Below are 24,189 nucleotides of genomic sequence, written 5' to 3'. Positions count from 1 at the left end.
TACCGATGCTTGCATTTCAGCCAAGGCGCATGGCGCGTGTAGGACACAACCCCTGCCACCGCCGGCCATGTGCGCCTGTCAGGCCTTGGGCAGTGTCACGCCCACCTGGCCCTGGTACTTGCCGCCCCGATCTCGGTAGCTGACCTCGCACACGTCGTCCTTGTCGCTCTCGAAGAACAGCACTTGTGCGCAGCCCTCGCCCGCGTAGATGCGCGCTGGCAGCGGCGTGGTGTTGCTGAACTCCAGCGTCACATAGCCTTCCCACTCGGGCTCGAACGGCGTCACGTTGACGATGATGCCGCAGCGGGCATAGGTGCTCTTGCCCAGGCAGATGGTGAGCACATTGCGCGGGATGCGGAAGTATTCGACCGTGCGGGCCAGCGCGAAGCTGTTGGGCGGGATGATGCAGCTGTCACCCTCGAAATCGACAAAGCTCTTTTCATCGAAGTTCTTCGGGTCCACCACCGTGCTGTGGATGTTGGTGAACACCTTGAATTCGGGCGCACAGCGGATGTCGTAGCCGTAGCTGCTGGTGCCGTAGCTGATGATCTTGCGGCCTTCGACCTCGCGAACCTGGCCAGGCTCGAAGGGCTCGATCATTCCGTGCTCGGCCGCCATGCGGCGGATCCATTTGTCGCTCTTGATGCTCATAGCAGAACTCCCTGCGCTGTGGCCCGCTCAGTGGTGGACTGCCGGGCGCTATTAAATACGTAGCTGGTAGCGCATGAATATCAAGCGCTAGAGCCGTATTTTGCTTGAGAAATCACCGTTTGCTGCACCACACGGTCGTCGCCGAGCACGATCAGCGCAAACAAAAGCTCATCGAGGTTGCGCGCCTGGCGGGTCTTGCGCGCCAAAAGCGGCGTGGCTTCGGGGTTCATCACCACAAAATCGGCCTCGCAGCCCGGCTGCAGATTGCCGATCACACCCGCCAGGCCCAGCGCCCTGGCCGCGCCCGCCGTGTGTTGCCACCACAGTTGCTGGGGTGACAGACTCAGGCCCTGCTTGGTCTGGCCCTCACGCCCCACATAGTACGCGGCCAGCATGGTGTGGAACGGGCTGAAGCTGGTGCCCCCGCCCACGTCGCTGGCCAGGCCATAGCCAAACCCCACGCGGTCGGCACCGGCATAGTCGAAAAACCCGCTGCCCAGAAAGAGGTTGCTGGTGGGGCTGACCGCCGCCACCGCGCCGGTGTCGCGCATCAGCGCGCGGTCGTCGTCATCGAAGTGAATGCAGTGCGCATACACCGCACGTTCGCGCATCAGGCCAAAGTCGTCGTACACGCCCAGGTAGCTGCGCGCGGCGGGGAACAGCTCGCGCGCCCAGCGGATCTCGTCGCGGTTCTCGGCCACGTGGGACTGAATCCACACATCGGGGTAGCGCGCAGCCAGCTCGCCCGCGCCGCGCAGTTGTTCATGGGTACTGGTGGGCGCAAAACGCGGGGTGATGGCATAGCCCAGGCGGTCCACGCCGTGCCAGCGCTGGATCAGCGCCTCGGTGTCGATGAGGCTTTGTTCGGTATCGTCGCGCACTCCATCGGGCGAGTGGCGGTCCTGCAGCACCTTGCCGGTGATCAGGCGCATGTGCTGGCGTTGCCCCTCGGTGAACAAGGCATCCACTGAGGCGGGGTGCGAGGTGGCAAAAGCCAGCGCCGTGGTCACGCCATGGCGCAGCAGCTCGGCCACAAAGAACTCTGCCACCTGCGCGCTGTAGTCGGATGCGACAAAGCGCGATTCATGGGGAAAGGTGTAGTTCTCCAGCCAGGGCAGCAGACCATCCGCGGGCGAGCCAATCACGTCGGTCTGCGGAAAGTGGATGTGCATGTCCACAAACCCAGGGGCCAGGATGCGACCCGGCAGGTGCGTGACGGGCTCGTGGGCATACTGCGGCGACAGCGCCTGCCAGGCACCGGCTGCCAGCACCCGCTGGCGGCCCTGGGCATCCGGGCCAATGGCCAGCAGGCCATCTTCGTCATAGAGGGCGTGGCCATCGTCGGCAAAACGCAAAAGGGCGGAACGGTAAACAGGCATGGCGGCAAGCTTAGCGGCAGGGGGCGCCGTTTGTATATGCAGCACCCCATAGTGGCTATGGGGTTGGGGGAGCGCCGACAGGTGATAACGACGGGCGATATGCCTTGCAGGATCAGCGGGACACCTTGCCCACGACACCTTCCACCAGCCAGTTCATCTGCAGGATCTGAGCATCCGACAGCGCTTGGCCCGCAGCAATGCGCTCCTGCCCTTCGTTGTCGCGTACCGGTGCCTTGCCCGCACGGAAGGGGTGCAACTTGCCCGCGCCCACGGCCTTTTGGGCATTCAGCACCTCCTGCTGGACGGCGGCTGGCACCCGGGGGCCAAAGTCGCCGACGCGGATCATGCCCTCGCGCACGCCGCCCCACAGGTTGGCACTCTTCCAGGTGCCGTTCTGCACGGCGCGCACGCGCTCGGTGTAGTAACTGCCCCACTGGTGCGTCACGGCCACGATCTGGGCGTCAGGCCCGGTCTTGCGCATGTCGGAGTGGTAGGCCACGGCCATCTTGCCGCGCTCTTGCGCAGCCGCCATCACGGCGGTGGAGCCCGTGTGGAACGCAATGACGTCCACGTCCTGGTTGAACAGCGCCATGGCCGCATCACGCTCCTTGGGTGGGTCGAACCACACATTGAGCCACACCACCTTGACAGTGGCCTTGGGGTTGACCGAGCGCATGCCGAGCGTGAAGGCGTTGATGCCCTGCAGCACTTCGGGGATGGGAAACCCGGCCACGAACCCTGCAACGCCGGTCTTGCTCATGCGACCTGCGGCAATGCCCGCCAGGTAACGCCCCTCGTAGTAGCGCGCATTGGCGGCGGCCACATTGGGAGTGGTCTTGTAGCCCGTGATGGACTCGAACTTCACCTGCGGATAGTCCTGCGCCACCTTGAGCGTGGGCTCCGTGTAGCCAAAGCTGGGGGTGAAGATGATCTGGTGGCCCGTGGCCGCCAGATCACGGATCACGCGTTCGGCATCGGCGCCTTCGGCCACGTTCTCGACAAAGGTGGTCTTCACCTGATTGCCCAGCGCGGCCTCGACGGCCTTGCGGCCTTCGTCATGCTGGCGCGTCCAGCCTGCCTCGGTGATGGGCGAGACATAGACAAAACCGGCTTTGACCGGATCGGCCGGACTCCCCTTGGCGGGCGTGGTCTGGGAAAAAGCGGGGGAGAAAAAACAGGCGGCCACGAGCGTGGCAGCGAGGTTTTTGTACATGGTGTTCCTCTACATGGCCCTGATGAAATGGACCGGAAGCACCGCAGGACGACGGTGCCACCGGGAAGGTCAGACTGTGCGAAAACTACATGAAGCGATGTTGCAGAGACTGCCGGAAAAAAACGCTTTCAAGCACGTGCGGGGCGCTGCGGCAGCGCGCAGAGCCCCGTGAGCAATTTCAGTTCAGCCGCAGCGCCTGCGGGCCCGCGCCCAAGCGGAAGGCACCGACGACTTCGGCCAGACGCGAAGCCTGGTCCTTCAGGCTTTCGGCGGCGGCGGTGGACTCTTCCACCAGGGCTGCATTTTGCTGGGTCATCTGGTCCAGCTGGGTCACTGCCACATTCACCTGGCCAATGCCCTGGCTCTGCTCCGAAGCGGCTGCGCTGATCTCGCCAATGATGTCGGTCACGCGGCGCACGGAGCTCACGATCTCGCCCATGGTGGTGCCGGCGTTCTGCACCAGGGCAGCACCCGACTCGACCTTCTCCACCGACACGCCGATCAGCGTCTTGATTTCCTTGGCCGCCTGGGCCGAACGCTGGGCCAGCGAGCGCACTTCGCTGGCCACCACGGCAAAGCCACGGCCCTGCTCGCCCGCACGGGCGGCTTCCACGGCGGCGTTGAGGGCCAGGATGTTGGTCTGGAACGCGATGCCGTCGATGGTGCCGATGATGTCGGCAATCTTCTTGCTGCTGGTGTTGATCTCGTCCATGGTGGTCACCACCTGTGCCACCACATCGCCACCGCGCTGGGCCACCTGCGCCGCCGACACGGCCAATTGGTTGGCCTGCACGGCCGAATCGGCGCTCTGGCGCACGGTGCTGGTCAGCTCTTCCATCGAGCTGGCGGTCTCCTGCAGGCTGCTGGCTGTCTGCTCGGTGCGCGCGCTCAGGTCCTGGTTGCCAATCGCGATCTGGGTGCTGGCGGTGGAGATGCTGTCCACCACGCCCCGCACTTGCTGCAGCGAACGATGCAGCGCGCTGCGCATGGCATCCAGCGCGCGCAGCAGGTGGCCGGTTTCGTCATTGGCGTAGCTCGCCTGGGGGGCACCCGTCAGGTCCATGTTGGCGATGGTCTCTGCAATGGCCTCTGCCTTGCGCAGCGGGCGCGTGATGCTGGTGGTCAGCAGCCAGGCCAGCAAGGCGCCCAGCAGCAGCGACACGCCGGTGCAGATCTGCAGCAGCAGAGTGGTCTGGGCACGCAGCTCTTCGCTGCGCTTGCCGGCAGCATCGAGCTCGGCGCGCTGGCCATCCACCATCTGCTGCACACCCGCCAGATAGCTGCGGGAGGTGGGCTCAAACCGCTCGGTGAAAACCTTGTTGGCGTTCTCGGCATCGCCCGCCTGCTTGAACTTGCTCACTTCCTCGCGGGCCGCCAGGTAGTCCTTGCGCAGGTCACCCACCTTGGCAAAAAGCTGCTTCTTCTCCGGCGTGTCCATCTTGGACTCGATGAATTTCTGCAGCTCGTTGGTATCGCGGATCGACGCGGCCGTGGCGGGCGCAAAGTAGGGGATCAGGCTCGCGTCGCTGCTCTTGGCAATGGCTGCCGCGCGCTGCACGCCCGATGTGGTGTGGCGCAGCCAGTCCGAGCCCGCGCGCTCGGTCTTGATGTTGTCGTTGACCATGGCGTCGATCTCCCTGCCCAGCTGGCTGAGCTTGACCACGGCCACCACGCTGCTGGCAAAAAACAGCGCCAGGATGAGGCCAAGCACCAGGGTCAGGCGCTTGCCAATGGAGAGTTGACTGAGAAACATGGAAGGCTCCAAAAAAAGGGGGCAACACGGCACCCGTGCACTCCACAAGGGAGCGCAGGGTAAGGGCCATGGTGGTGGATCACCCCTTGGGCCTGGGCCGGACGCAATTCGAACGAATACTTACTATTTTAAGGGTTTACCCAGATCAGGCCCCTGCCGCACTGGCGACAGTCCCTCTGGCGCCATTTCCCAAGCCCACTGCGCGCGCTACCCGAAGCTCAGTAGTCGTGCTCCACGCACCGCTCGAACGCTTCCTTGAGCTTGTGCTCCCACACCCGCTTGTCGGCATTGCCTGCAAAGCTGGCTTCAAAACTGTTGAAAGCCAACTGGTAGGCATGCTTGGCCGTGAGGCCCGTGGCCGCAAACACCTGGGTGAAGTTCTCGTTGATGTAGCCGCCAAAGTAGGCAGGGTCGTCCGAATTCACGGTGGCAGCCAGCCCGGCATCGAGCAGCTTGCCGAGGTTGTGGTCTGCAAGGTTGGGGAAGACGCACAGCTTCTGGTTGGACAGCGGGCACACCGTGAGCGCAATGCGGTCTTGCGCCAGGCGCTGCATCAGCGCCGCGTCGTGTACCGCCTGCACGCCATGGTCGATGCGCTCGACCTTGAGCACATCCAGCGCACTCCAGATGTAGGCGGGAGGACCCTCCTCCCCCGCATGGGCCACCAGGTGCAGGCCCAGCTCGCGGCAGCGGGCGAACACGCGGGCAAACTTCTCGGGCGGGTGCCCCAGTTCGCTGGAGTCCAGGCCCACACCCACGATCTTGTCGAGCAGCGGCATGGCCTGCTCCAGCGTTTCGAATGCCGACTCCTCGCTCAGGTGGCGCAGGAAGCACAGGATCAGCGTGGCGCTGATTCCCAGTTCGGCGCGGGCATCCTGGCAGGCACGGTGCAGACCGTTGATGACGGTCTCCATCGCCACGCCGCGTGCGGTATGGGTTTGCGGGTCGAAGAAGAGTTCGGTGTGCAGCACGTTGTCGCGCGCCGCACGACCCAGGTAAGCGCGCGCCATGTCGTAAAAATCCTGTTCATGCAGCAGCACACTCGCACCGGCGTAGTAGATGTCCAGAAAACTCTGCAGATTGGTGAACGCATAGGCGCTGCGCAAGGCGTCCACGCTGGCATAGGGCAACGTCAGCCCATTGCGCTGCGCCAGCGTAAAGATCAGCTCGGGCTCCAGCGAGCCCTCGATGTGGATATGGAGCTCGGCCTTGGGCATGGCACGCAGCAGGCTGGGAAGGCGCTCGGCGGAGATGGGGGGGATCTTGAACATCAGCAGACTCCAAAGGTGATGCCACTCTGGCGCAGAAAGCGGCGATACGCAGATGATGCCTTGTCGGCAGCGGTATGCAACTCCGCGCGCAGGTCAAGCGGCAGGCACTGTGGCGTCTGCGACTCCAGCACGGGTTGGTCCTGCGTGAAGATGGTGTGCTGGAAGGCCTGCAGTTTCTCGTCCGGCGAATCGAAATCCGCCACGGCCAGCCGGAACCACACCCGGCTGCGCACCGGCGTCACCGGGCAGATGAACAGCGCAATGGACTCGCGCCAGCCATCCACCGCCGTGGTGCCCGCCTCGGGCACCTTGGTCAGCACGGCTGCATAGGGGGCGGTGACTTCGTAGGTGTATTCGACCTGGGCGGCCGCCGTGGAATGCAGGTTGGATTGCGGTTGCCAGGCCTTGCAGCCCGTGGCCAGGAGGCCCGCGGGCGTGGGCTCCACGCGGTAATCGTCGATGGCCGTTGCCTCACGGCTGCCGAGCCAGCCTTCGTGCACAAAGCCGAAATGCGACATGTCCAGAAAATTTTCGACGATGCGCGGCGCGCTGGCCGCCACGTCGTAGGGACCGCAGTTGAGCTTGCGCAGGCGAGCATCCCCCTCCGCCGCAAACCCAGGCAGTCCCTGCTCGCCTGGTGCGATGCGCACCCACACAAGGCCATAGGCCTCCTGCACCTCGAAATGGCGGGCGCAGTGCGTGGCCAGGGGCACAAAGGTGGGTAGTGCAGGCACGTGCGTGCATTGCCCACCGGCCGCAAACTGCCAGCCATGGTAGGGGCACTCCAACTGGCCCTGGGGCGTCACGCGGCCCAGCGACAGGCGGGCGCCCCGGTGCGGGCACTGGTCGGCCAGCGCGTGCACGGCGCCTGGGCCATCGCGCCACAACACCACGGGTTGCTCCAGCAATTGCACCGCCAGCGGCGCCTCCCCAGCCACGGCCCCTGACAGGGCCACCGGATGCCACAAAGTTGATTCCACCATCGTCCCTGCTCCTCAAAAGACTGCAGGTCACAAAATGCCCCTGCAAAACAAAAGGGCCACCCCAGGGCGGCCCTTTGTCACAGCAGCTCGCAAGAACTGCTGATGAACGCGGTGCGAATTACTTCTTGTCGCCGCCAGGGATCTTGCCTTCCACGCCCTTGACGTAGAAGTTGATGCCGCCCAAGAACTTGTCGTCGGCCACAGTGTCCTTTTCCAGCACGGGCTTGCCGTCCTGACCCACGATGGGGCCCTTCCAGATGCTGAAGCTGCCGTCGGCCAGGCCCTTCTTCACGGCTTCGACCTTGGCCTTGGTGTCAGCAGGCACGTCTTCAGCGATGGAGACGATGTCGATAGCGCCTTCCTTCACACCCCACCAGCTTTGGCCCGAAGCCCAGGTGCCGTCCAGCACGTCCTTGGTGGCCTTGACGTAGTAAGGACCCCAGTTGATCACCGCCGATGCCAGGTGGGCCTTGGGGCCGTAGGCGGTCATGTCGCTGTCCCAGCCGAAGGCGCGCTTGCCCTTTTCCTGGGCGGTCTTGAGCACGGCGGGAGAGTCGGTGTTCTGGAACAGGATGTCGGCGCCGCCGTTGATCAGGCTGGTCGCAGCTTCGGTTTCCTTCGGTGGGCTGAACCATTCATTCACCCACACCACCTTGGTCTTGATCTTGGGATTGACCGACTGCGCACCCAGCGTGAAGCTGTTGATGTTGCGGATCACCTCAGGGATCGGCACCGAGCCCACCACGCCCAGCGTGTTGGACTTGGTCATGGCGCCAGCGATGATGCCGGCCATGTACGCGCCTTCGTAGGTGCGGCTGTCGTAGGTGCGCAGGTTTTCGGCGGTCTTGTAGCCGGTGGCGTGTTCGAACTTCACACCCTTGTTGTCTTCCGCGACCTTGAGCATGGACTCCATGTAGCCGAAGGTGGTGCCGAAGATCAGCTTGTTGCCCTGGCCGGCCAGGTCGCGCAGCACGCGCTCTGCGTCAGCAGACTCGGGCACGCTTTCCACAAAGCTCGTCACGACCTTGTCGCCGAATTCCTTCTCGATGGCCTTGCGACCGTTGTCGTGCGCGAACGACCAGCCGCCGTCGCCCACCGGGCCGACATAGGCAAACGCGATCTTCAGTGGCTCGGGCTTGGGTGCCGGTGCCTCTGCGGCAGGGGCCGGTGCAGGCGCGGGGGCCGGTGCCGGTTCTTCCTTCTTGCCACAGCCCACCAGGGCAGCAGCAGCCACAGCGGAGAGCGCTGCCACCTTGAGCAGGGAGCGTTTCTGCAGATCAGTCATGTCGGTTTCCTTATCGAAGAAGTAGGACTTGCAAAGGTTGGGGGACGAAAACAATGATTATGGTGCGATCTACCGCAGGGTAACCAGATTTTCCGGTGGGCTAACCCTTTCAGGAGCCCGGATAAAACGGTTTGCCCAGCGATGCCGGCATGTTGATGCGGATCCACGCCGGATTGCGCGAGATCAGCGCCAGCACCACGATGGTGGCCACATACGGCAACATGCTCAGCAACTGACTGGCCACCTGCACGCCGGTGGCCTGCAAATGGAACTGCAGCATGGTCACGCCGCCGAACAGATAAGCACCAAGCAACACCCGTGCCGGGCGCCAGGTGGCAAAGGTGGTGAGCGCCAGCGCAATCCAGCCGCGCCCGGCCACCATGCCCTCGACCCACAGCGGGGTGTAGACAGTGGAGATGTAAGCCCCGGCCAGCCCGCACAGCGCCCCGCCCACCACCACGGCCGCCAGCCGGATGCGCCGCACCGGGTAGCCCAACGCATGGGCTGACTCAGGCGATTCGCCCACCGACCGCAGCACCAGCCCTGCGCGCGAGCGGTACAGAAACCAGATCAACCCCGCCACCAGCAGCATGGTGAGATACACCAGCGGGTGCTGCTGGAACAGCGCTGGCCCGAGGAGCGGCACGTCGCCCAGCACGGGAATGGCGTACTTGGGCAGCTCGGGCAGCTTGGCCTGCACGTAGCTGATGCCCGCAAACGCGGAGAAGCCCACGCCGAACAGACTGAGCGCCAGCCCCGTGGCGTACTGGTTGGTGTTGAGCCAGATCACCAGCACACCAAAGATGGCGGCCAGCACGGCACCGGCCGCCATGCCTGCCGCAAAGCCCAGCCAGGTGTTGCCCGTGTGCACCACGGTGGCAAAGCCGGCAATGGCGGCGCAGAGCATCATGCCCTCGGCCCCCAGGTTGACGATGCCCGCCTTTTCGTTGATGAGCAGGCCCAGGGCCGCAATGGCCAGCACGGTGCCCGCGCTGAGCGTGGCGCCGATGAGCAGTGCATAAGACTCCATCAGACACCTCCTTTCTTGCTGCCGACCCAGCGGATGCGGTAGGCAATCAGCGTGTCACAGGCCAGCAGCGTGAACAGCAGCAGGCCCTGGAACACGCCGGTGAGCGACTTGGGCAGGCCCAGGCGCGACTGCGCGAGTTCACCACCGATGTAGAACATGCTCATGAGGATGGCGGAGAGGATCATGCCCACCGGGTGCAGCCGTCCGACGAAGGCCACGATGATGGCCGCGAAGCCGTAGCCCGCAGGCACATAGGGGGTGAGCTGGCCGATGGGCCCTGCCACCTCCAACGCACCGGCCAGGCCAGCGGCGCCGCCCGAGATCAGCAGCGCCGTCCACAGCGCCCGGCGCGACGAAAAGCCCGCGTAACGCGCCGCTGCCGGTGCCAGCCCGCCCACCTGCTGTGCAAAGCCCGCCCGCGTGCGGAACAGGAACACCCACAAGGCCCCAGCGCCTGCGAGCGCCAGCAGCAACCCGATGGACACGCGCGAGCCCTGCATCAGGCGCGGGATCTGCGTGACCTTCTCGAACGTCTTGGTCTGCGGAAAGTTGTAGCCCATGGGGTCCTTCCACGGGCCATAGACCAGGTAGCCCAGCACCAGCGTGGCCACATAGACCAGCATCAGGCTGACCAGGATTTCGTTGGCATTGAACTTGTCTCGCAGCAGCGCCGTGAGCCCCGCCCAGGCCATGCCGCCCAGCACCCCGGCGAGCAGGATGGCGGGCACGATCCAGGGGCCCGTGGTCTTGTCAGCCAGCAGCGCCACGCCACCCGCCACCACGGCGCCGATGACAAACTGGCCTTCGGCACCGATGTTCCACACGTTGGAGCGGAAACACACGGCCAGCCCCAGCGCAATCAGCAACAGTGGCGTGGCCTTGACCATGAGTTCGCCAATGGCGTACTGCGTCTTGATGGGCTCCCAGAAGAACACCTGCAGCCCGCGCACCGGGTCTTTGCCCAGCGCAATGAACAAGGCCACACCGATCAGCACGGTAAAGGCCAGCGCCAGCAGGGGCGAACCGTAGGTCCAGACCTTCGACGCCTGGGGGCGTGGTTCCAGCTTAAGCATGCTGCACCTCCGCTGCCCGGCTCTGTTGTTGTTGCTGCGCCAGGTGCGCCTGCACATCGGCATGCCACAGCCCGCTCATCCATTCACCGATGCGCTCCACCGTGGCCTCGGCGCGCGGCACCGAGGGCGACAGGTGCCCCTTGGCCACCACATGCAGCCGGTCGCAGATTTCAAACAATTCGTCCAGCTCCTCACTCACCACCAGCACGGCGCAGCCTGCGTCACGCAGGGCCAGGATGGAGCCCCGGATCTGTGCGGCGGCGCCCACATCCACGCCCCAGGTGGGCTGCGAGACGATGAGCAGCTTGGGGTTGGCGTCAATCTCGCGCCCCACGATGAACTTCTGCAGGTTGCCACCCGACAGCGACTTGGCCGCTGCGTTGGGTCCACCCGCCTTCACATTGAAGCGCCGGATGATGTCCTCGGCATGTTTTTGCAGCGCACCCACCTTGATCCAGCCACTGCCGCCGACCGAATTGGTGCGGGTGAGCAGCAGGTTGTGCGCCAGCCCCATGGTGGGCACGGCGCCCCGGCCCAGGCGCTCTTCGGGCACAAAATGCAAGCCCAGCGCCCGGCGCTGGCCGGGACCCATGCGGCCCGCGTTCTCGCCAGACACCTGGATGCAGGCCGCGTCAGCCCGCTGGTCTTCGCCCGACAGCGCGTAGAGCAGCTCTTTTTGCCCATTGCCCGACACCCCGGCAATGCCCACCACCTCGCCCGCCTTCACCTCAAACTGCAGGTCGATCAAATCCACGCCGAACTGGTCGGCGCGCGGCAGCGACAGGCCCTGCACGCGCAGCACCGTCGCGCCAGTCTGCACCGCGCGGTGTTCCAGCGCGGGCGGTTCGGCGCCGATCATCAGCCGCGACAGGGACGCATTGGATTCCTCGGCCGGGTTGCACACGCCCGTCACCTTGCCGCCACGCAGCACGGTGCAGGCGGTGCACAGCGCGCGAATTTCGTGCAGCTTGTGGCTGATGTAGAGGATGCTGCAGCCCTCGCTGGCCAACTTGCGCAGCACCACAAAAAGCTTTTCGACCGCCTGGGGCGTGAGCACCGAAGTGGGCTCGTCCAGGATCAGCACCTTGGGGTTGGTGAGCAGCGCGCGAATGATTTCTACCCGCTGCATCTCGCCCACGCTCAACGTGTGCACGGGGCGCAGGGGGTCGATGTCAAGGCCGTATTCGGCGGCCTTGGCGGTGATGCGGCCGGTCACTTCAGCCAGCGTCAGGCTCTTGTCCAGGCCCAGCCACACGTTCTCGGCCACCGTGAGGGTGTCGAACAGGCTGAAATGCTGGAACACCATGGCAATGCCCAGTGCCCGCGCTTCTTGCGGGTTGCGCACCTGCACGGCCTGGCCGTTGAAGAACACGCTGCCTTCATCGGGCTTGACCGAGCCGTAGATGATTTTCATCAGCGTGGACTTGCCCGCGCCGTTTTCGCCCAGCACGGCGTGGATTTCACCCGGCAGCACCGTGAGCGACACGCCGCTGTTGGCCACCACGGCCGGGTAGCGCTTGGTGATGCCCACCAGCTGCAGCCGTGGCGGCGCCGCACCAGGCGCTGAAGGATTGGGGGGAGAACTCATGCGGGGATTGTCTCTCAGTTTTACAACTTGTTATAAGAATGAAAATACCTCATGGCGCTTGTTCAGCATGCTCAAGCAGCTATTCTTTTCGTAGCGAAGCAGCCACAGTTTTCACGCAATCTCGCAGCCAGGCGGCCGCCGCCGAGTGGTGCGTGCGGGCATGCCACAACTGGTAATACATGAGCCGGGGGAAGGGCACCGGGCACGGCAGGATGGCCAGCGGCAGCTGGTCCACATACCGCTCGCAGTACTGGCGGCCCGTGGTCAGCACAAGCAAGCTCGATGCCACGATGCTTGGGATGAGGCTGAAATGCGCACAGCGCGCCGTGATGTGGCGCTGCATGCCCAGGCTGTCCAGGTGGGCGTCGATCACGCCGCGTGCGCCGGGGTGGGTGGGCGTGGGCGCGATGTGCTCGGCAGCCAGCCAGCTCTCCACGTCCCAGCCGCGCCGCACGGCGGGGTGGTCCCTGCTGACCAGGCACACCACCTCGTCGCCAAACAGGCGGCCCATGTGCAGGTCGTCCGGGGGCTGGGGCCAGTTGCCGATCACCACATCGACCTCACCCTGCGCCAGGTGTGCGTGGTAGTGCGTGTCGGCCGACAGGGGCAGGATCTCGATGGGGCACAGGGGCGCCTCGACCTTGATGCGGGCCACGAGCTGGGGCAGAAAGAGCGGGTCGAGGTAGTCGCTGGCCGCCACGCGGAAGGTGCGGGTGGCCGTGCGCGGATCAAACCCGCGCGCATCCGAAAACAGTGCCTCGGCCGCCCGCAAAATGGCGCCTGCAGGCTCCACCATGCGCAGCGCGGCGTCGGTGGGCATCATGCTGGCGCCGGAGCGCACCAGCAGCGGGTCGCCCGACAGGTCGCGCAGCCTTTTCAACGCAGCCGACACCGCCGGCTGGTGCATGCCCAGGCGGACGGCGGCCCTCGATACGCTGCGTTCTGTGAGCACGGTGTGCAAGACCCTTATGAGATGGAGGTCTATCTTGTCGAAAAGGGCGTGGTCTCTCATAGCGGTGGGGGCATGGGTGCCATAAGCTTGCGCATATGCCGGTAACGGTACTGCGTTCTACCCTCTGCTGAACCTTTCCATCAAAGATCGAAGTGGCGTTTGTCATGACAACAAGACCCTTGCAATTCCTGCGCCGAGGCCAGCCCGTGGCGCTGGGCAATGTACCACCCGACCGCACTCTGCTGGAGGTGCTGCGCGAAGACCTGGGCAACACCGGCACCAAGGAGGGCTGCGGCGAAGGCGACTGCGGCGCCTGTACCGTGGTACTGGGCGAAGAACGCGACGGCCAGCTGCACTACAGCGCCGTGAACAGCTGCATCCGCCTGGCCCATTCGGTGGACGGCATGGCGCTGTGGACGGTGGAGGACCTGGCCGAAGACCCGCTGATCCAGCCGGTGGGCGACGCCCCCGCTGCCCGACAAACGATCACGCTCCATCCCGCACAGGAGGCGATGGTCCAGTGCCACGGCTCTCAATGCGGCTTCTGCACCCCCGGTTTTGTCATGAGCCTCTTCGGCATGTACCAAAGACACATTGCCCCCACGCTCCCCACTGCGTGTGGTTCGCTGCCCCCATCCGGGGAAGGCCCCCCGGATCCCCGAGCGCCCGGGGCCCTCGCGCCTAGGGGCGGCCCGTCGGCGCTCGACCACGTCCGCCACGGCCAACCCATCACCCGCGAACTGGCCCAGGAAGAACTCTCGGGCAACCTGTGCCGCTGCACCGGCTACCGCCCCATCCTCGATGCCGCCCAGCAGATGGCGTCACTGCCCGGCATGGCGGTCAATGAATCCGAAGTGCTACAAAAACTGAAGCTGCTGAGGCATGATGCACTAGCGCATGCGGCCGATTCGACCTATATCGCGCCCTCCACACTTCCGGAGCTGCTTGCAGCACGCGCCGCCCACCCGGGTGCCCAGGTGGTGGCGGGCTGTACCGACGTGGGGCTGTGGGTGACCAAGCAGCACAAGCAGTACTCCCAGGTGCTGGACGTGACCCGTGCGGCCGAGCTGCGGCAGGTGGCACAACACCCCGACGCCATCCACATCGGCGCTGCCGTCACGCTGACCGACGCGTTTGCAGCCCTTACCGCACAGTGGCCGCAACTGCACCGTTTTGCCACGCGGTTTGCGGGGCTGCCCGTGCGCAACTCGGGCACGCTGGGCGGCAATGTGGCCAACGGCTCGCCCATTGGCGATTCCATGCCCCTCTTGATCGCGCTGCACGCCCAGGTGGTGCTGGCCAGCCAGGCCCGGGGCGAGCGCCAGCTGCCGCTGGAAGACCTGTACACCGGCTACCGGCAAAACGTGATGGCAGCCGATGAGCTGCTGGTGCGTATCGTGGTGCCCCGCCCTTCTGCCCAAGAACAGCTGCGGGCGTACAAGATCTCAAAGCGGTTTGACGACGATATCTCAGCCGTCTGCCTGGTGCTCAACCTCGACATCGCAGGCGGCACTGTGCAGCGCGCCAGCATCGGCGCAGGCGGCGTGGCTGCCACCCCGGCCCGCGCACGGCAGACCGAGGCAGCACTGACCGGCCAGCCCTGGACCGAGGCCACCGCGCAGCGCGCCGCCGCCGTGCTGCAGGCCGAGTTCAGCCCCATCTCTGACATGCGCGCCAGCGGCGCCTACCGCCGCGAGGTGCTTGGCAGCCTGCTGCAGCGCTACTGGCTGGAGAGCCAGGGCCAGCCCTCGGTCAGTCTGGACACCTTGACGCTGGAGGCCGCTGTATGAACGCCCCCCACACCATCGCAGAAACCGCCCTGCCTGCGCCCGCCCGCGCCGCCATGGGCCAGTCGCACATCCACGAAAGCGCCCGCGCCCAGGTGGCGGGCGCCGCGCATTACATCGACGACCTGCCGGAGGTGAAGGGCACGCTGTACGCAGCGCCCATCCTCTCCACCGTGGCCCATGGCACGCTGACCGGGGTGGATGCCACCGCCGCCCTCGCGCTGCCCGGCGTGCGCGGTGTGGTGCTGGCCAGCGATGTGCCCGGCGACAAGATCCTGGCCGCGTTCGGGCACGACGAGCCCGTATTTGCGCTGGACAGCGTGCAGTTTGTCGGCCAGGTGATCGGCCTGGTGGTGGCCGACTCGGTCATGCAGGCGCGCCGCGCGGTGCAGGCCGTGAAGCTCGACATCTCCCCCCTGCCCGCCGTGCTGACGGTGCAGGACGCGCTGAAGGCGCAAAGCTATGTGCTGCCGCCGGTGTTTGTGCGCCGGGGCGATGCGGCCACAGGCCTCGCGCAATCGGCGCACCGCATGCAGGGAGCGTTTGAAGTCGGCGGCCAGGAGCACTTCTACCTGGAGGGTCAGATCGCCTACGCCATGCCGCTGGAGCAAAAGCAGTGGTGGATCTACTCCAGCACCCAGCACCCCGGCGAGGTGCAGCACTGGGTGGCGCACGCGCTGGGCATCGACAACCACGCGGTCAAAGTGGAATGCCGCCGCATGGGCGGTGGCTTTGGTGGCAAGGAGACCCAGGCCGGGCACCTGGCTGTGTGGGCCGCCGTGGCCGCCAACAAGCTGGGCCGCCCCATCAAGCTGCGGCTGGACCGGGACGAGGACTTCATGGTCACCGGCAAGCGCCACCCGTTTGCGTACGAGTACGACGTGGGCTTTGACGGCACGGGCCGCATCACGGGCCTGAAGCTCCAGATGGCCGCCAACTGCGGCTTCAGCGCCGACCTGTCGGGCCCCGTGGCCGACCGCGCGGTGTTCCATGCCGACAACGCGTACTACCTGAGCGATGTCGAGATCGCGTCGTACCGCTGCAAGACGAATACCCAGAGCCACACCGCCTTCCGCGGCTTCGGTGGCCCGCAGGGCGTGATCGTGATCGAGGCCATCCTGGGCGACATCGCGCGCGCGCTGGGTCTGGACGCACAGGACGTGCGCCTGGCCAACCTGTACGGCAAGGACGCGAGCACGGGCCGCCACGTCACCCACTACCAGATGGCGGTGGAAGACAACATCCTGCACGAGCTGCTGCCCACGCTGGAGCAGACCTCGCACTACCGCCAACGCCAAGCCGAGATTGCGGACTGGAACGCGCACAACCCGATCATCAAGCGCGGCATCGCCATCACACCCGTCAAGTTCGGCATCAGCTTCACGGCCACGCTGTTCAACCAGGCGGGCGCGCTGGTGCACGTGTACACCGACGGCAGCGTGCAGGTAAACCACGGCGGCACCGAAATGGGCCAGGGCCTGCACACCAAGGTGGCGCAGATCGTGGCCGACGAGCTGGGCGTGCCCCTGCACCGCGTGCTGGTGACGGCCAGCGACACCAGCAAGGTGCCCAACGCCAGCGCCACCGCAGCCAGCAGCGGCACCGACCTGAACGGCCGCGCCGCCCAGTACGCCGCGCGCAACGTGCGCGACAACCTGGCCTCGTTTGTGTGCGGGCTGGACGGCTGCGGCGCAGGCGCGATCCAGTTTGCGGGCGGCCAGGTGATCTCGCCCAAGACGGTGCGCAGTTTTGAAGAGGTGGTGCAGGCCGCGTACGCCAACCGCATCCAGCTGTGGAGCGACGGCTTTTACCGCACGCCCAAGATCCACTACGACAAGACCACCCTCACCGGGCGCCCGTTCTACTACTTTGCCTACGGCGCCGCCTGCACGGAGGTGGCCATCGACACCCTGACCGGCGAGAGCCGTGTGCTGAAGGTGGACATCCTTCACGACGTGGGCCACAGCATCAACCCGGCCATCGACATCGGCCAGATCGAGGGCGGGTTTGTGCAGGGCATGGGCTGGCTGACGACCGAGCAGTTGGTGTGGAACGACAAGGGCACCCTCGCCACCCACGCGCCCAGCACCTACAAGATTCCCGCCACGGGCGACATCCCGGCGCACTTCAACGTCCACCTGTGGCCCGAGGCGAATCGGGAGGACAACGTGGGTGGCAGCAAGGCGGTGGGGGAGCCGCCGTTCATGCTGGCGATCAGTGTGTATGAGGCGCTGCGCAATGCGGTGGCAGCGGGGCGTAGCGGCGTGGATGCTGCGGCGCCAGTGGTGTTGATGGCGCCAGCGACTGCGGAGAATGTGCTGAAGGCGTTGGGGCGGTTGGGAGAGTAACGTTTTTGGCTTCTGGCGCCAGTGGGATATGGGCTGGTAGCTATTGATTTTGTAGTGTTTGGTTGTGTGCGCTGACTGAGTCGCATGCCTTTGTTAAGGGCGGAGGCCGGGAGTCGCCCGGCAGGCGAGGTACTTTTCTTTGCTTCGCCAAAGAAAAGTACCCAAAAGAAAGGCGACCCCCAGTCTGCGTCCCCTGCGCTGACGCTACGGGGCAACCTGCGGTGCTCGGGTTTGGCGGGGTCTCGCTCAACTCGCGCCGCTGCGCGTCGCTCAGACACACGCGAGCCCTGATCCGCCAAACCCTGCGCTCCTCGGCGCATCCACAGGGGCACCGGGGGCAGAACATCCACACGGGCCATCGCTGCGCTCGGCCCCACCTCGCGGGCGCAAGCGCCACGCGCTGCGCAGCCTGGGCCGAGCGCAGCAATGGCCCGAATGGATGTCCGGCTGTTCGGTTGTTTGGATGTTCGGCTGTCCCACCCCTGCTGGCTGCGCCTGCGGCGGGGCGGTTGTGGGGTGGCACGCGCGTCGGAGCGCGCGTGCTTCGTGCTCTGACTCGCCGTGGATGTCCGAGCGGCGCGCGGCAGCGCAAAGCGAGTTCCACGGCGCACCCCGCAACCGCCCCGACGCAGGTGTGCCCCGGAGCGAAGCGCAGGGGTCGCAGACTGGGGGTCGCCTTTTCTTTGGTGACTTTCTTTTGGCGAAGCAAAAGAAAGTTACTCGCACGCCGGGCGACTCCCGGCNGCGCAGGGGTCGCAGACTGGGGGTCGCCTTTTCTTTGGTGACTTTCTTTTGGCGAAGCAAAAGAAAGTTACTCGCACGCCGGGCGACTCCCGGCCTCCGCCTTCAACCCAGGCATGCGATCCAATCAGCAACCACAAGAACACGCTACGAAATCAATAGCTACCACCGCATATCCCACTGCGCATCCAGCCCAAAAGCCCTCAAACAGGCCCCAAAGCCATCCGCCCCGAAGAAGTCACCGACGCATCCCTCGCATGCCGCGTCTCCACCCGGTTGCGCCCCGCCCGCTTGGCGTCATAACAAGCCATGTCCGCCGCATACAACACCGACGGCACATCCTGCAAGCTGGCGTCCAGCACCACCAGCCCAATGCTCACCCCCAGCGTAAAACTGCGCCCCTGGTAAGACGGCTCCCACGCACGCACCGCCGCACGCAACTGCTCGGCCACGGCCTGGCCGCGTGCCAGCGCACAGCCAGGCAACACCACCGCAAACTCGTCCCCGCCCAACCGCGCCGCCCAGCCGATCTGCCGTACATGGGACGCCAGCAGCCGGGCCACATGGCGCAGCACATCGTCACCCGCGTCGTGGCCCGCAATGTCGTTGACAACGGTGAAATGGTCCAGGTCGAGGAACAGCACCACCCCGTCGCCCTGGGTCTCACCGCCCTCCTCATCGGCGGCGGGTGCCACAGCGCGCTGGCGGGCCGACCGCTCCGCCATCAGCTGGCCCAGGCGCTCGTCAAACGCGGCGCGGTTGTACAGCTGCGTCAGCGCGTCGTGCGCGCGGCCCCAGGACTGCTGCACCTGGGCCTCGCGCGCGGCGGTGATGTCTTCCAGAATCCACACGGTGCCACCGTGCACCTCCTCGGGGCGCACGCCCTGGCCCTGCACGCGGGCCCACACGGGGGTGCCGTCCTTGCGCAAAAAGCAGACATCGCCGTCGAACGCGCCATGCGCCGCCACCTCGGCGCGCACACGGTCTCCCACCTGGGCATAGTCGGCGTCGCTGGCGTACAGGATGCGCGCGGGGCGGCCCTGCAGCTCCTGCGCGCTGTAGCCCAGCATCACACAGGCCTGGTGGCTCACCACCTCCAGCATGCCGTGGCGGGTGATGACGATGCCCACCGGGGCGCTGTCCAGCACGGCCTGGAACTGGCCGACCACCGTGTCCTTGCGCGACTGCTGCAGGCTGCCCTGCTGCACCAGGCCCTGGAACACCCGCACCAGTTCGCCCACCTCGCCGCCCGCGCGGGGCCAATGCACATCTTGCGCAGGCTGCTGGCGCGCGCTGGTCCTGAGCAACTGGCGCGCCTTGAAGGTCAGCTGCGCCAGCGGCTGGGCCATCCAGCCCATCAGCGCCACCGCCAGCAGCATGCACAGCACCATGCTGGCCACCGCCAGCCACCAGGCTTCGCGCTGGGCGCCGCGCAGCGGTGCCAGCAGCGCCTGCGACTGGCTCACGCGCGCCACGATCCACTGCGGCAGCGGCATGCCCGCCATGCTCACGATGTGGTCGGACTGCACATGGGTCATGCCCCGCCCCACCACCGGCTGGGCCTGGCTTTGCCAGCGCGTGTACACCGGGGCCAGGCCCACTTCATCACGCACCTGGCCCAGCACGCGGGTGGGGTCGGAGTGCGACAGGATGGTGCCGTCGCGGGTGAAGACGATGAGCTGCGAGTCATCGCGGGCAGGCAGCGTCATCGACGGTGGCAGCAGGCTTTGGGATTGCAGGCGCAACGCCCCTGCCACCACACCCACCACCGTGCCGTCTTCGCGGTGCAGGGGCATGGTGAACATGACCCGCGCCTCGCCCCGGCGGCCGGCGATCAGCTCGGACACCAGGGGCTTGCCATCCACCAGGGTGCGGCGCAGGGCATCGCGTTCGGTGGGGTCCAGGTCTGCGGCCTTTTCGATCTGACCGGCGCGCAAATTCAGGCGCAGTTCGCCGTTGTCGCGGGCGACCTGCATGGTGTCGAAGAACTGCACCGCGGGCAGGCCCTGCTGCAGCAGCCATTCCAGCGACGAGGGTGACTCCAGCATCGCCGGTGTGATGCCTGCGGCCACGGTGCGCAGCACCTTCTGGCTCTGTTCGATCTTGCTGGCCAGCAACCGGGCCACCACCTCGACCTCGTCGGTCTGCTGGCTCACCACCCGGCGCATGGCCTCCTGCCCGGAGGCCCGAGTCACCAGCCAGGCGGCCACCGCCCCCGACAGCGCCACCGCCAGCGCCGCCACCAGCATCAGCCGCAGCACCAGGGCGCCGGGCACCAGCCAGCCCGGATCAAGGTCCGGGGCTGCCTTGGGGCCGGGCGGCGGCGTCACGGACGCTCCCCCCCTGCAGGCTGATGGGCACGCTCAAAGTTCGGCATGGGGACGGGTCATGGCAGACATGTCCCAACAAATATACGCAGGGCCTGTGCCCGGGGGCTTGGGTGGAACCCTTGGGTAAAGCCAAGGAAAAACCCTGAGCCCGTCGGGGTGCGGGAAGGGTGTGTGGCGGGATGGAAGCGGACTGCGGCAAGGGCCCTGCAGCGTGGTACCAGCGCCCACGGCCATACAGAACGGGCCACCACCCAAGGCGCATCACCCGGGGTGCGGGGCTTGTCAGCAAATGCAACGCAAGGGCAGTCCGTGGCTGCCGGCAGGCGCAACCCGACAGCCGCCGCAGGGCGTCAAGAGAGCGGTGTCAAGAACGCTGTGTCAGCAGCCCGCCATCGACTGCAATGCCCGTGGCTGGGGCAGCGCCAGCACATTGCCGGTGCCGTGGATCAGGCCCAGCTCGCGCAGGTGGCGCAGCACGCGCGAGAAGGTTTCGGGCGCAATGCCCAGCTGCGCCGCAATCAAGCGTTTGCGCTGGTGCAGGGTGACCTGCATGGCACCGCTGTGGTCGGGCTGGGCGTGGTTCAGCAGCCACTGCGCGCAGCGCGATTCGGCGTCCTGCGCCAGGCGGCTCACGGCCAGCTCGGACTGCTGCCGGTAGCCCTGCGCCATGTCCAGCAGCAGCCCGCGCGCCCCCGCAGGCATGGCGGCCAGGCTGCGGCGAAACTCTTCGATGGGGATGCGCCGCACATGCACGCGCGTGTCGGCCACCATGTCCACCGGTAGCGGCAGGCCCATCAGGGCCGACGCGGCGTCGAGCCAGAACGGCCCCTCGACGGCACCGAGCTGGTGGCGCAGGAAACCGTCGTCCAGCACACCGCGCAGCACACGGCCGTTTTCGAGGTGCAGCACCGTCGTCAGCACCTCATTGCGCCTGCGCAGCACTTCGCCGGGGGCGATCACCTCGGTGTCAGCGGGCAGAGAAAAAAGGGTAGATGGCAGCATGGAAGCCACTGTGCCGTGCGGCTGCGCCCGTGGCATTGAGCCACATCAAAGCCGCACCATGTCGCCCGCCCCGCGCGCCCCAGGTTTGCGCCAAAACACACGAAAACTGCGCCAGCAACGTGCATGGGTGCGCCCTGACCCGGCCAAAAAGTATGTAAACAGGTGTTGCACTAGGGCATGGAACTTGCGATGCCCCAACGGCGGTCCCCGCCCTGCACCACGGTGCAACAGGGGCCGCGTCTCCCCTTGCACCCGCCGGACCTCCGGCGCTTTCATCCCCAGGAATCACTCCATGAAAAAAAACCTGATTGCACTGTCTCTATCGCTCGGTGGCGCCCTGCTGTGCTCCACCGGCGCCCAGGCCCAGAGCTCCGTCCAGCTGATGGGCTTGACCGATGTGTTTGTGGGCTCCATGAAAAACGCCGGTGACGCCGGCAGCAGCAAGGTGGTCAACAGCGGCGGCATGACCACGTCGTGGTTCGGATTCAAGGGCACCGAAGACCTGGGCGGCGGGCTCAAGGCCAACTTTGCGCTCACCTCGTTCATCAAGGTGGACAGCGGCATCCAGGGCCGATTTGCCAACGACACGTTCTTCTCGCGCGATGCCAACGTGGGCCTGAGCGACAGCTGGGGCACCGTGACCGTGGGGCGCGGTCTGGCGCCCAACTTCCTGCCGTCCATCCTGTCGAACCCGCTGGGCGACTCGTTCACCTTTGCACCGCTGATCCTGCACATGAACGTGCCTCTGTTCAACGGCACGGGCTGGGGTTCGACCACGCCGTCCGACACGGGCTGGTCCAACGAAATCATCTACAGCACGCCCAACCTGGGCGGCCTGACCGCCAACCTGCACTACCAGTTTGGCGAGGTCGCGGGCGACAGCAGCAAGAAGAACGTGGGCATCAACGCGCTGTACTTCAACGGCCCCATCACCGTCACCGGCTTTTACGAGCGCGACCAGATGAGCAACCCCGCCGTGCCCAGCACCTACCTGGGCACCACCAAGACCGACTGGATGCTGGGCGGCGCGTATGACTTCGCGATCGTGAAGGCCTTTGCGAGCTACGGCCAGGCCAAGGCCGACAACACCACCAACAAGGCCAAGACGACGCAGCTGGGCGTGTCGGTGCCCGCAGGCGCCACCGGCAAGGTGCTGGCATCGTGGGCGCAGACCAAGATGACGGCCACCGACATCTCGCGCAAGACCTTCACCGTGGGGTATGACTACTTCCTGTCCAAGCGCACCGATGTGTATGTGATGGCCATGAACGACCGCATCGCCAACCAGACCAAGGGCAACAGCTTCGGCGTGGGCATCCGCCACCGGTTCTGAGGCCTGCACAGGGCTTCTGGGGCCTTCTTCAAGCCCCAGCAGCCCCAGGCGCTAGTGCAATATGCCTGAGCAGCTACAAAATCAGTAGCGCCCGAAAATCGTTCACGTTGGTGTGCGTAGGGCCGGTGACCAGCAGGTCGTCCAGCCCCGCAAAAAATCCCCAGGCGTCGTTGCGCGCCAGGTGGTCGTCGATGCGCAGGCCTGCAGCGCCTGCGCGCGCCAGCGTGTCGGGGCACACAAAGGCCCCCGCGTTGTCTTCGCTGCCGTCAATGCCGTCGGTGTCGGCCGCCAGCGCCCACACGGCGGGCTCGCCCTGCAGCGCCTGCGCCAGGCCCAGGCAAAACTCACCCGCACGCCCGCCCCGCCCCCGGGGCACACCGGGTGCACGCGGACGCACGGTGACGGTGGTCTCCCCCCCCGACAGGATCACACACGGCGCCGCAAACGGCTGGCCGCGCCGCGCCACCGCGCGGGCCAGCGCCGCATGCACCTTGCCCACTTCGCGCGACTCGCCCTCGATCTCATCCGACAGCACATGCGCAGGCAGCCCCGCCGAACGGGCCAGCGCGGCCGCGGCCTCCAGCGCCTGCTGCGGCGTGGCGATCAGATGCACGGCATGCCCGGCAAAGCGCGCGTCGCCGGGTTTGGGCGTCTCCAGGCGGCCTGCCTCCAGCGCAGTGCGGATGGCCGGGGGCACATCGATGCCATAGCGCGCCAGAATGGCCAGCGCATCGGCGCAGGTGGTGGCATCCGGCACGGTGGGGCCGCTGGCGATCACCGACGGGTCGTCGCCCGGCACGTCGCTGATGGTGAGCGTGACCACGCGCGCTGGCGCACAAGCCGCCGCCAGGCGCCCGCCCTTGATGCGCGAGAGGTGCTTGCGCACGCAGTTCATCTCGCCAATGTGCGCGCCGCTGTCGAGCAGGGCGCGGTTGATGCGCTGCTTGTCTTCCAGCGTCACCCCGTCGCAGGGCAAGGTCAGCAGGGACGAGCCCCCGCCCGAGATCAGGCACAGCACCAGGTCGTGCTCCGTCAGCCCCTGGGTCAGATCGAGAATGCGCTGCGCCGCAGCCAGCCCCGCCGCATCGGGCACAGGGTGCGCGGCCTCCACCACCTCGATGCGCTGCGGCACGCCCGCAGGCCGGGGCGGAACATGCCCGTAGCGGGTGACCACAAGGCCCGACAGGGGCGCGTCCTGCGGCCACAGGGCCTCCAGTGCGTGGGCCATGGCGCCCCCCGCCTTGCCCGCGCCCAGCACCAGGGTGCGCCCCCCGCTCTCGCGGCTGGGCGGCTGGGGCAGCCACTGGCGCATGCCGTGCAGGGGTTGTGCGCTGTGCACTGCGGCATCAAACAGCGCCTTCAGAAAGGCGCGGGGGTGGGTGCGGTAGTCCGGCAGGGAGGGGCTGGCTGGCTGGGTTTCTGGGTGCATGCCGCGCATTGTGCAGCGGCCGTACCAGTCACGCTGCTGTA

17 protein-coding genes are annotated in these 24,189 nt (G+C 66.3%); 3 read left to right on the top strand and 14 right to left on the bottom strand.

Translation table 11 applies throughout. From position 1 onward, the window contains the following. Positions 1-78 precede the first annotated feature (78 nt). The 11 genes from dcd to ASD75_RS19150 all read right to left on the bottom strand — a co-directional run bounded on the left by dcd (position 79) and on the right by ASD75_RS19150 (position 13,238). The gene (gene dcd, locus ASD75_RS19200) at positions 79-651 is read right to left on the bottom strand and encodes a dCTP deaminase (protein ID WP_015012892.1); all 573 of its coding nucleotides are present in this window, start codon (positions 649-651) and stop codon (positions 79-81) included. Between the two features lie 80 nt (positions 652-731). Further along, a complete protein-coding gene (gene guaD / locus ASD75_RS19195) occupies positions 732-2,030 on the bottom strand; it encodes a guanine deaminase (RefSeq protein ID WP_056747411.1) in 1,299 nt (432 codons plus the stop codon). A 112-nt stretch (positions 2,031-2,142) separates the two neighbouring features. Further along, positions 2,143-3,243, bottom strand: a complete 1,101-nt coding sequence (locus ASD75_RS19190; RefSeq protein WP_056747410.1) for a BMP family ABC transporter substrate-binding protein — start codon at positions 3,241-3,243, stop codon at positions 2,143-2,145. Between the two features lie 178 nt (positions 3,244-3,421). Next, entirely contained in the window at positions 3,422-4,996 is a 1,575-nt protein-coding gene (locus ASD75_RS19185) for a methyl-accepting chemotaxis protein (RefSeq protein WP_056747409.1), read from the bottom strand. Between the two features lie 218 nt (positions 4,997-5,214). Further along, positions 5,215-6,267 (bottom strand): adenosine deaminase, encoded by a 1,053-nt coding sequence (locus ASD75_RS19180; RefSeq protein WP_056747408.1) that lies wholly within the window; start codon positions 6,265-6,267, stop codon positions 5,215-5,217. After that, entirely contained in the window at positions 6,267-7,250 is a 984-nt protein-coding gene (locus ASD75_RS19175; RefSeq protein WP_056747407.1) for an aromatic ring-hydroxylating dioxygenase subunit alpha, read from the bottom strand. Before ASD75_RS19175 ends, ASD75_RS19180 begins: the two co-directional genes overlap by 1 nt. Before the next feature lie 118 nt (positions 7,251-7,368). Then, the gene (locus ASD75_RS19170; protein WP_056747406.1) at positions 7,369-8,535 is read right to left on the bottom strand and encodes a BMP family ABC transporter substrate-binding protein; all 1,167 of its coding nucleotides are present in this window, start codon (positions 8,533-8,535) and stop codon (positions 7,369-7,371) included. Positions 8,536-8,644: 109 nt separating this feature from the next. Continuing rightward, on the bottom strand, positions 8,645-9,565 hold the full coding sequence (locus ASD75_RS19165) for an ABC transporter permease (protein WP_056060799.1): 921 nt from the start codon (positions 9,563-9,565) through the stop codon (positions 8,645-8,647). Then, on the bottom strand, positions 9,565-10,638 hold the full coding sequence (locus ASD75_RS19160) for an ABC transporter permease (RefSeq protein ID WP_056747405.1): 1,074 nt from the start codon (positions 10,636-10,638) through the stop codon (positions 9,565-9,567). Before ASD75_RS19160 ends, ASD75_RS19165 begins: the two co-directional genes overlap by 1 nt. Beyond that, positions 10,631-12,226 carry an ABC transporter ATP-binding protein gene (locus ASD75_RS19155; RefSeq protein ID WP_056747404.1) on the bottom strand — a complete coding sequence of 532 codons (1,596 nt, stop codon included), beginning with the start codon at positions 12,224-12,226 and terminating at the stop codon, positions 10,631-10,633. The genes ASD75_RS19160 and ASD75_RS19155 overlap by 8 nt, the downstream gene beginning before the upstream one ends. 79 nt (positions 12,227-12,305) lie before the next feature. Next, entirely contained in the window at positions 12,306-13,238 is a 933-nt protein-coding gene (locus ASD75_RS19150) for a LysR family transcriptional regulator (RefSeq protein ID WP_082565093.1), read from the bottom strand. Between the two features lie 104 nt (positions 13,239-13,342). On the opposite strand from ASD75_RS19150, the gene ASD75_RS19145 reads away from it, so the two are divergent. Both ASD75_RS19145 and xdhB read left to right on the top strand, forming a co-directional pair. Further along, positions 13,343-14,968 (top strand): xanthine dehydrogenase small subunit, encoded by a 1,626-nt coding sequence (locus ASD75_RS19145; protein WP_056747733.1) that lies wholly within the window; start codon positions 13,343-13,345, stop codon positions 14,966-14,968. Further along, positions 14,965-17,313, top strand: a complete 2,349-nt coding sequence (gene xdhB / locus ASD75_RS19140) for a xanthine dehydrogenase molybdopterin binding subunit (protein ID WP_056747402.1) — start codon at positions 14,965-14,967, stop codon at positions 17,311-17,313. Before ASD75_RS19145 ends, xdhB begins: the two co-directional genes overlap by 4 nt. 944 nt (positions 17,314-18,257) lie before the next feature. Here xdhB and ASD75_RS19135 read toward each other — a convergent pair. After that, positions 18,258-20,384 (bottom strand): diguanylate cyclase domain-containing protein, encoded by a 2,127-nt coding sequence (locus ASD75_RS19135; RefSeq protein WP_056747401.1) that lies wholly within the window; start codon positions 20,382-20,384, stop codon positions 18,258-18,260. A gap of 378 nt (positions 20,385-20,762) precedes the next feature. Further along, positions 20,763-21,386 (bottom strand): Crp/Fnr family transcriptional regulator, encoded by a 624-nt coding sequence (locus ASD75_RS19130; protein ID WP_056060781.1) that lies wholly within the window; start codon positions 21,384-21,386, stop codon positions 20,763-20,765. A 292-nt stretch (positions 21,387-21,678) separates the two neighbouring features. Between ASD75_RS19130 and ASD75_RS19125 the strand changes: the two genes are divergently transcribed. Beyond that, positions 21,679-22,719 (top strand): porin, encoded by a 1,041-nt coding sequence (locus ASD75_RS19125; protein WP_056747400.1) that lies wholly within the window; start codon positions 21,679-21,681, stop codon positions 22,717-22,719. A 73-nt stretch (positions 22,720-22,792) separates the two neighbouring features. On the opposite strand, the gene ASD75_RS19120 is transcribed toward ASD75_RS19125, so the two are convergent. Next, positions 22,793-24,148: a glycerate kinase gene (locus ASD75_RS19120; RefSeq protein ID WP_056747732.1), complete on the bottom strand. Its 1,356-nt coding sequence runs from the start codon at positions 24,146-24,148 to the stop codon at positions 22,793-22,795. Positions 24,149-24,189 lie beyond the last annotated feature (41 nt).

The sequence above is a fragment of the Acidovorax sp. Root568 genome, from assembly GCF_001427445.1.
In the GTDB taxonomy this organism is placed as follows: domain Bacteria; phylum Pseudomonadota; class Gammaproteobacteria; order Burkholderiales; family Burkholderiaceae_C; genus Acidovorax; species Acidovorax delafieldii.
The sequence above is the reverse complement of the archived record's forward strand: the minus strand, read 5'-3'. Positions and strand labels throughout refer to the sequence as shown.

What these genes read in the sequence shown, in the direction of transcription:
- ASD75_RS19165 (WP_056060799.1), bottom strand. Translation starts at nt 9,565, where the DNA reads ATGGAGTCTTATGCACTGCTCATCGGCGCCACGCTCAGCGCGGGCACC.
- ASD75_RS19180 (WP_056747408.1), bottom strand. Translation starts at nt 6,267, where the DNA reads ATGTTCAAGATCCCCCCCATCTCCGCCGAGCGCCTTCCCAGCCTGCTG.
- ASD75_RS19150 (WP_082565093.1), bottom strand. Translation starts at nt 13,238, where the DNA reads ATGAGAGACCACGCCCTTTTCGACAAGATAGACCTCCATCTCATAAGG.
- ASD75_RS19120 (WP_056747732.1), bottom strand. Translation starts at nt 24,148, where the DNA reads ATGCACCCAGAAACCCAGCCAGCCAGCCCCTCCCTGCCGGACTACCGC.
- ASD75_RS19175 (WP_056747407.1), bottom strand. Translation starts at nt 7,250, where the DNA reads ATGGTGGAATCAACTTTGTGGCATCCGGTGGCCCTGTCAGGGGCCGTG.
- ASD75_RS19170 (WP_056747406.1), bottom strand. Translation starts at nt 8,535, where the DNA reads ATGACTGATCTGCAGAAACGCTCCCTGCTCAAGGTGGCAGCGCTCTCC.
- ASD75_RS19145 (WP_056747733.1), top strand. Translation starts at nt 13,343, where the DNA reads ATGACAACAAGACCCTTGCAATTCCTGCGCCGAGGCCAGCCCGTGGCG.
- ASD75_RS19160 (WP_056747405.1), bottom strand. Translation starts at nt 10,638, where the DNA reads ATGCTTAAGCTGGAACCACGCCCCCAGGCGTCGAAGGTCTGGACCTAC.
- ASD75_RS19185 (WP_056747409.1), bottom strand. Translation starts at nt 4,996, where the DNA reads ATGTTTCTCAGTCAACTCTCCATTGGCAAGCGCCTGACCCTGGTGCTT.
- xdhB (WP_056747402.1), top strand. Translation starts at nt 14,965, where the DNA reads ATGAACGCCCCCCACACCATCGCAGAAACCGCCCTGCCTGCGCCCGCC.
- guaD (WP_056747411.1), bottom strand. Translation starts at nt 2,030, where the DNA reads ATGCCTGTTTACCGTTCCGCCCTTTTGCGTTTTGCCGACGATGGCCAC.
- ASD75_RS19125 (WP_056747400.1), top strand. Translation starts at nt 21,679, where the DNA reads ATGAAAAAAAACCTGATTGCACTGTCTCTATCGCTCGGTGGCGCCCTG.
- ASD75_RS19130 (WP_056060781.1), bottom strand. Translation starts at nt 21,386, where the DNA reads ATGCTGCCATCTACCCTTTTTTCTCTGCCCGCTGACACCGAGGTGATC.
- dcd (WP_015012892.1), bottom strand. Translation starts at nt 651, where the DNA reads ATGAGCATCAAGAGCGACAAATGGATCCGCCGCATGGCGGCCGAGCAC.
- ASD75_RS19190 (WP_056747410.1), bottom strand. Translation starts at nt 3,243, where the DNA reads ATGTACAAAAACCTCGCTGCCACGCTCGTGGCCGCCTGTTTTTTCTCC.
- ASD75_RS19155 (WP_056747404.1), bottom strand. Translation starts at nt 12,226, where the DNA reads ATGAGTTCTCCCCCCAATCCTTCAGCGCCTGGTGCGGCGCCGCCACGG.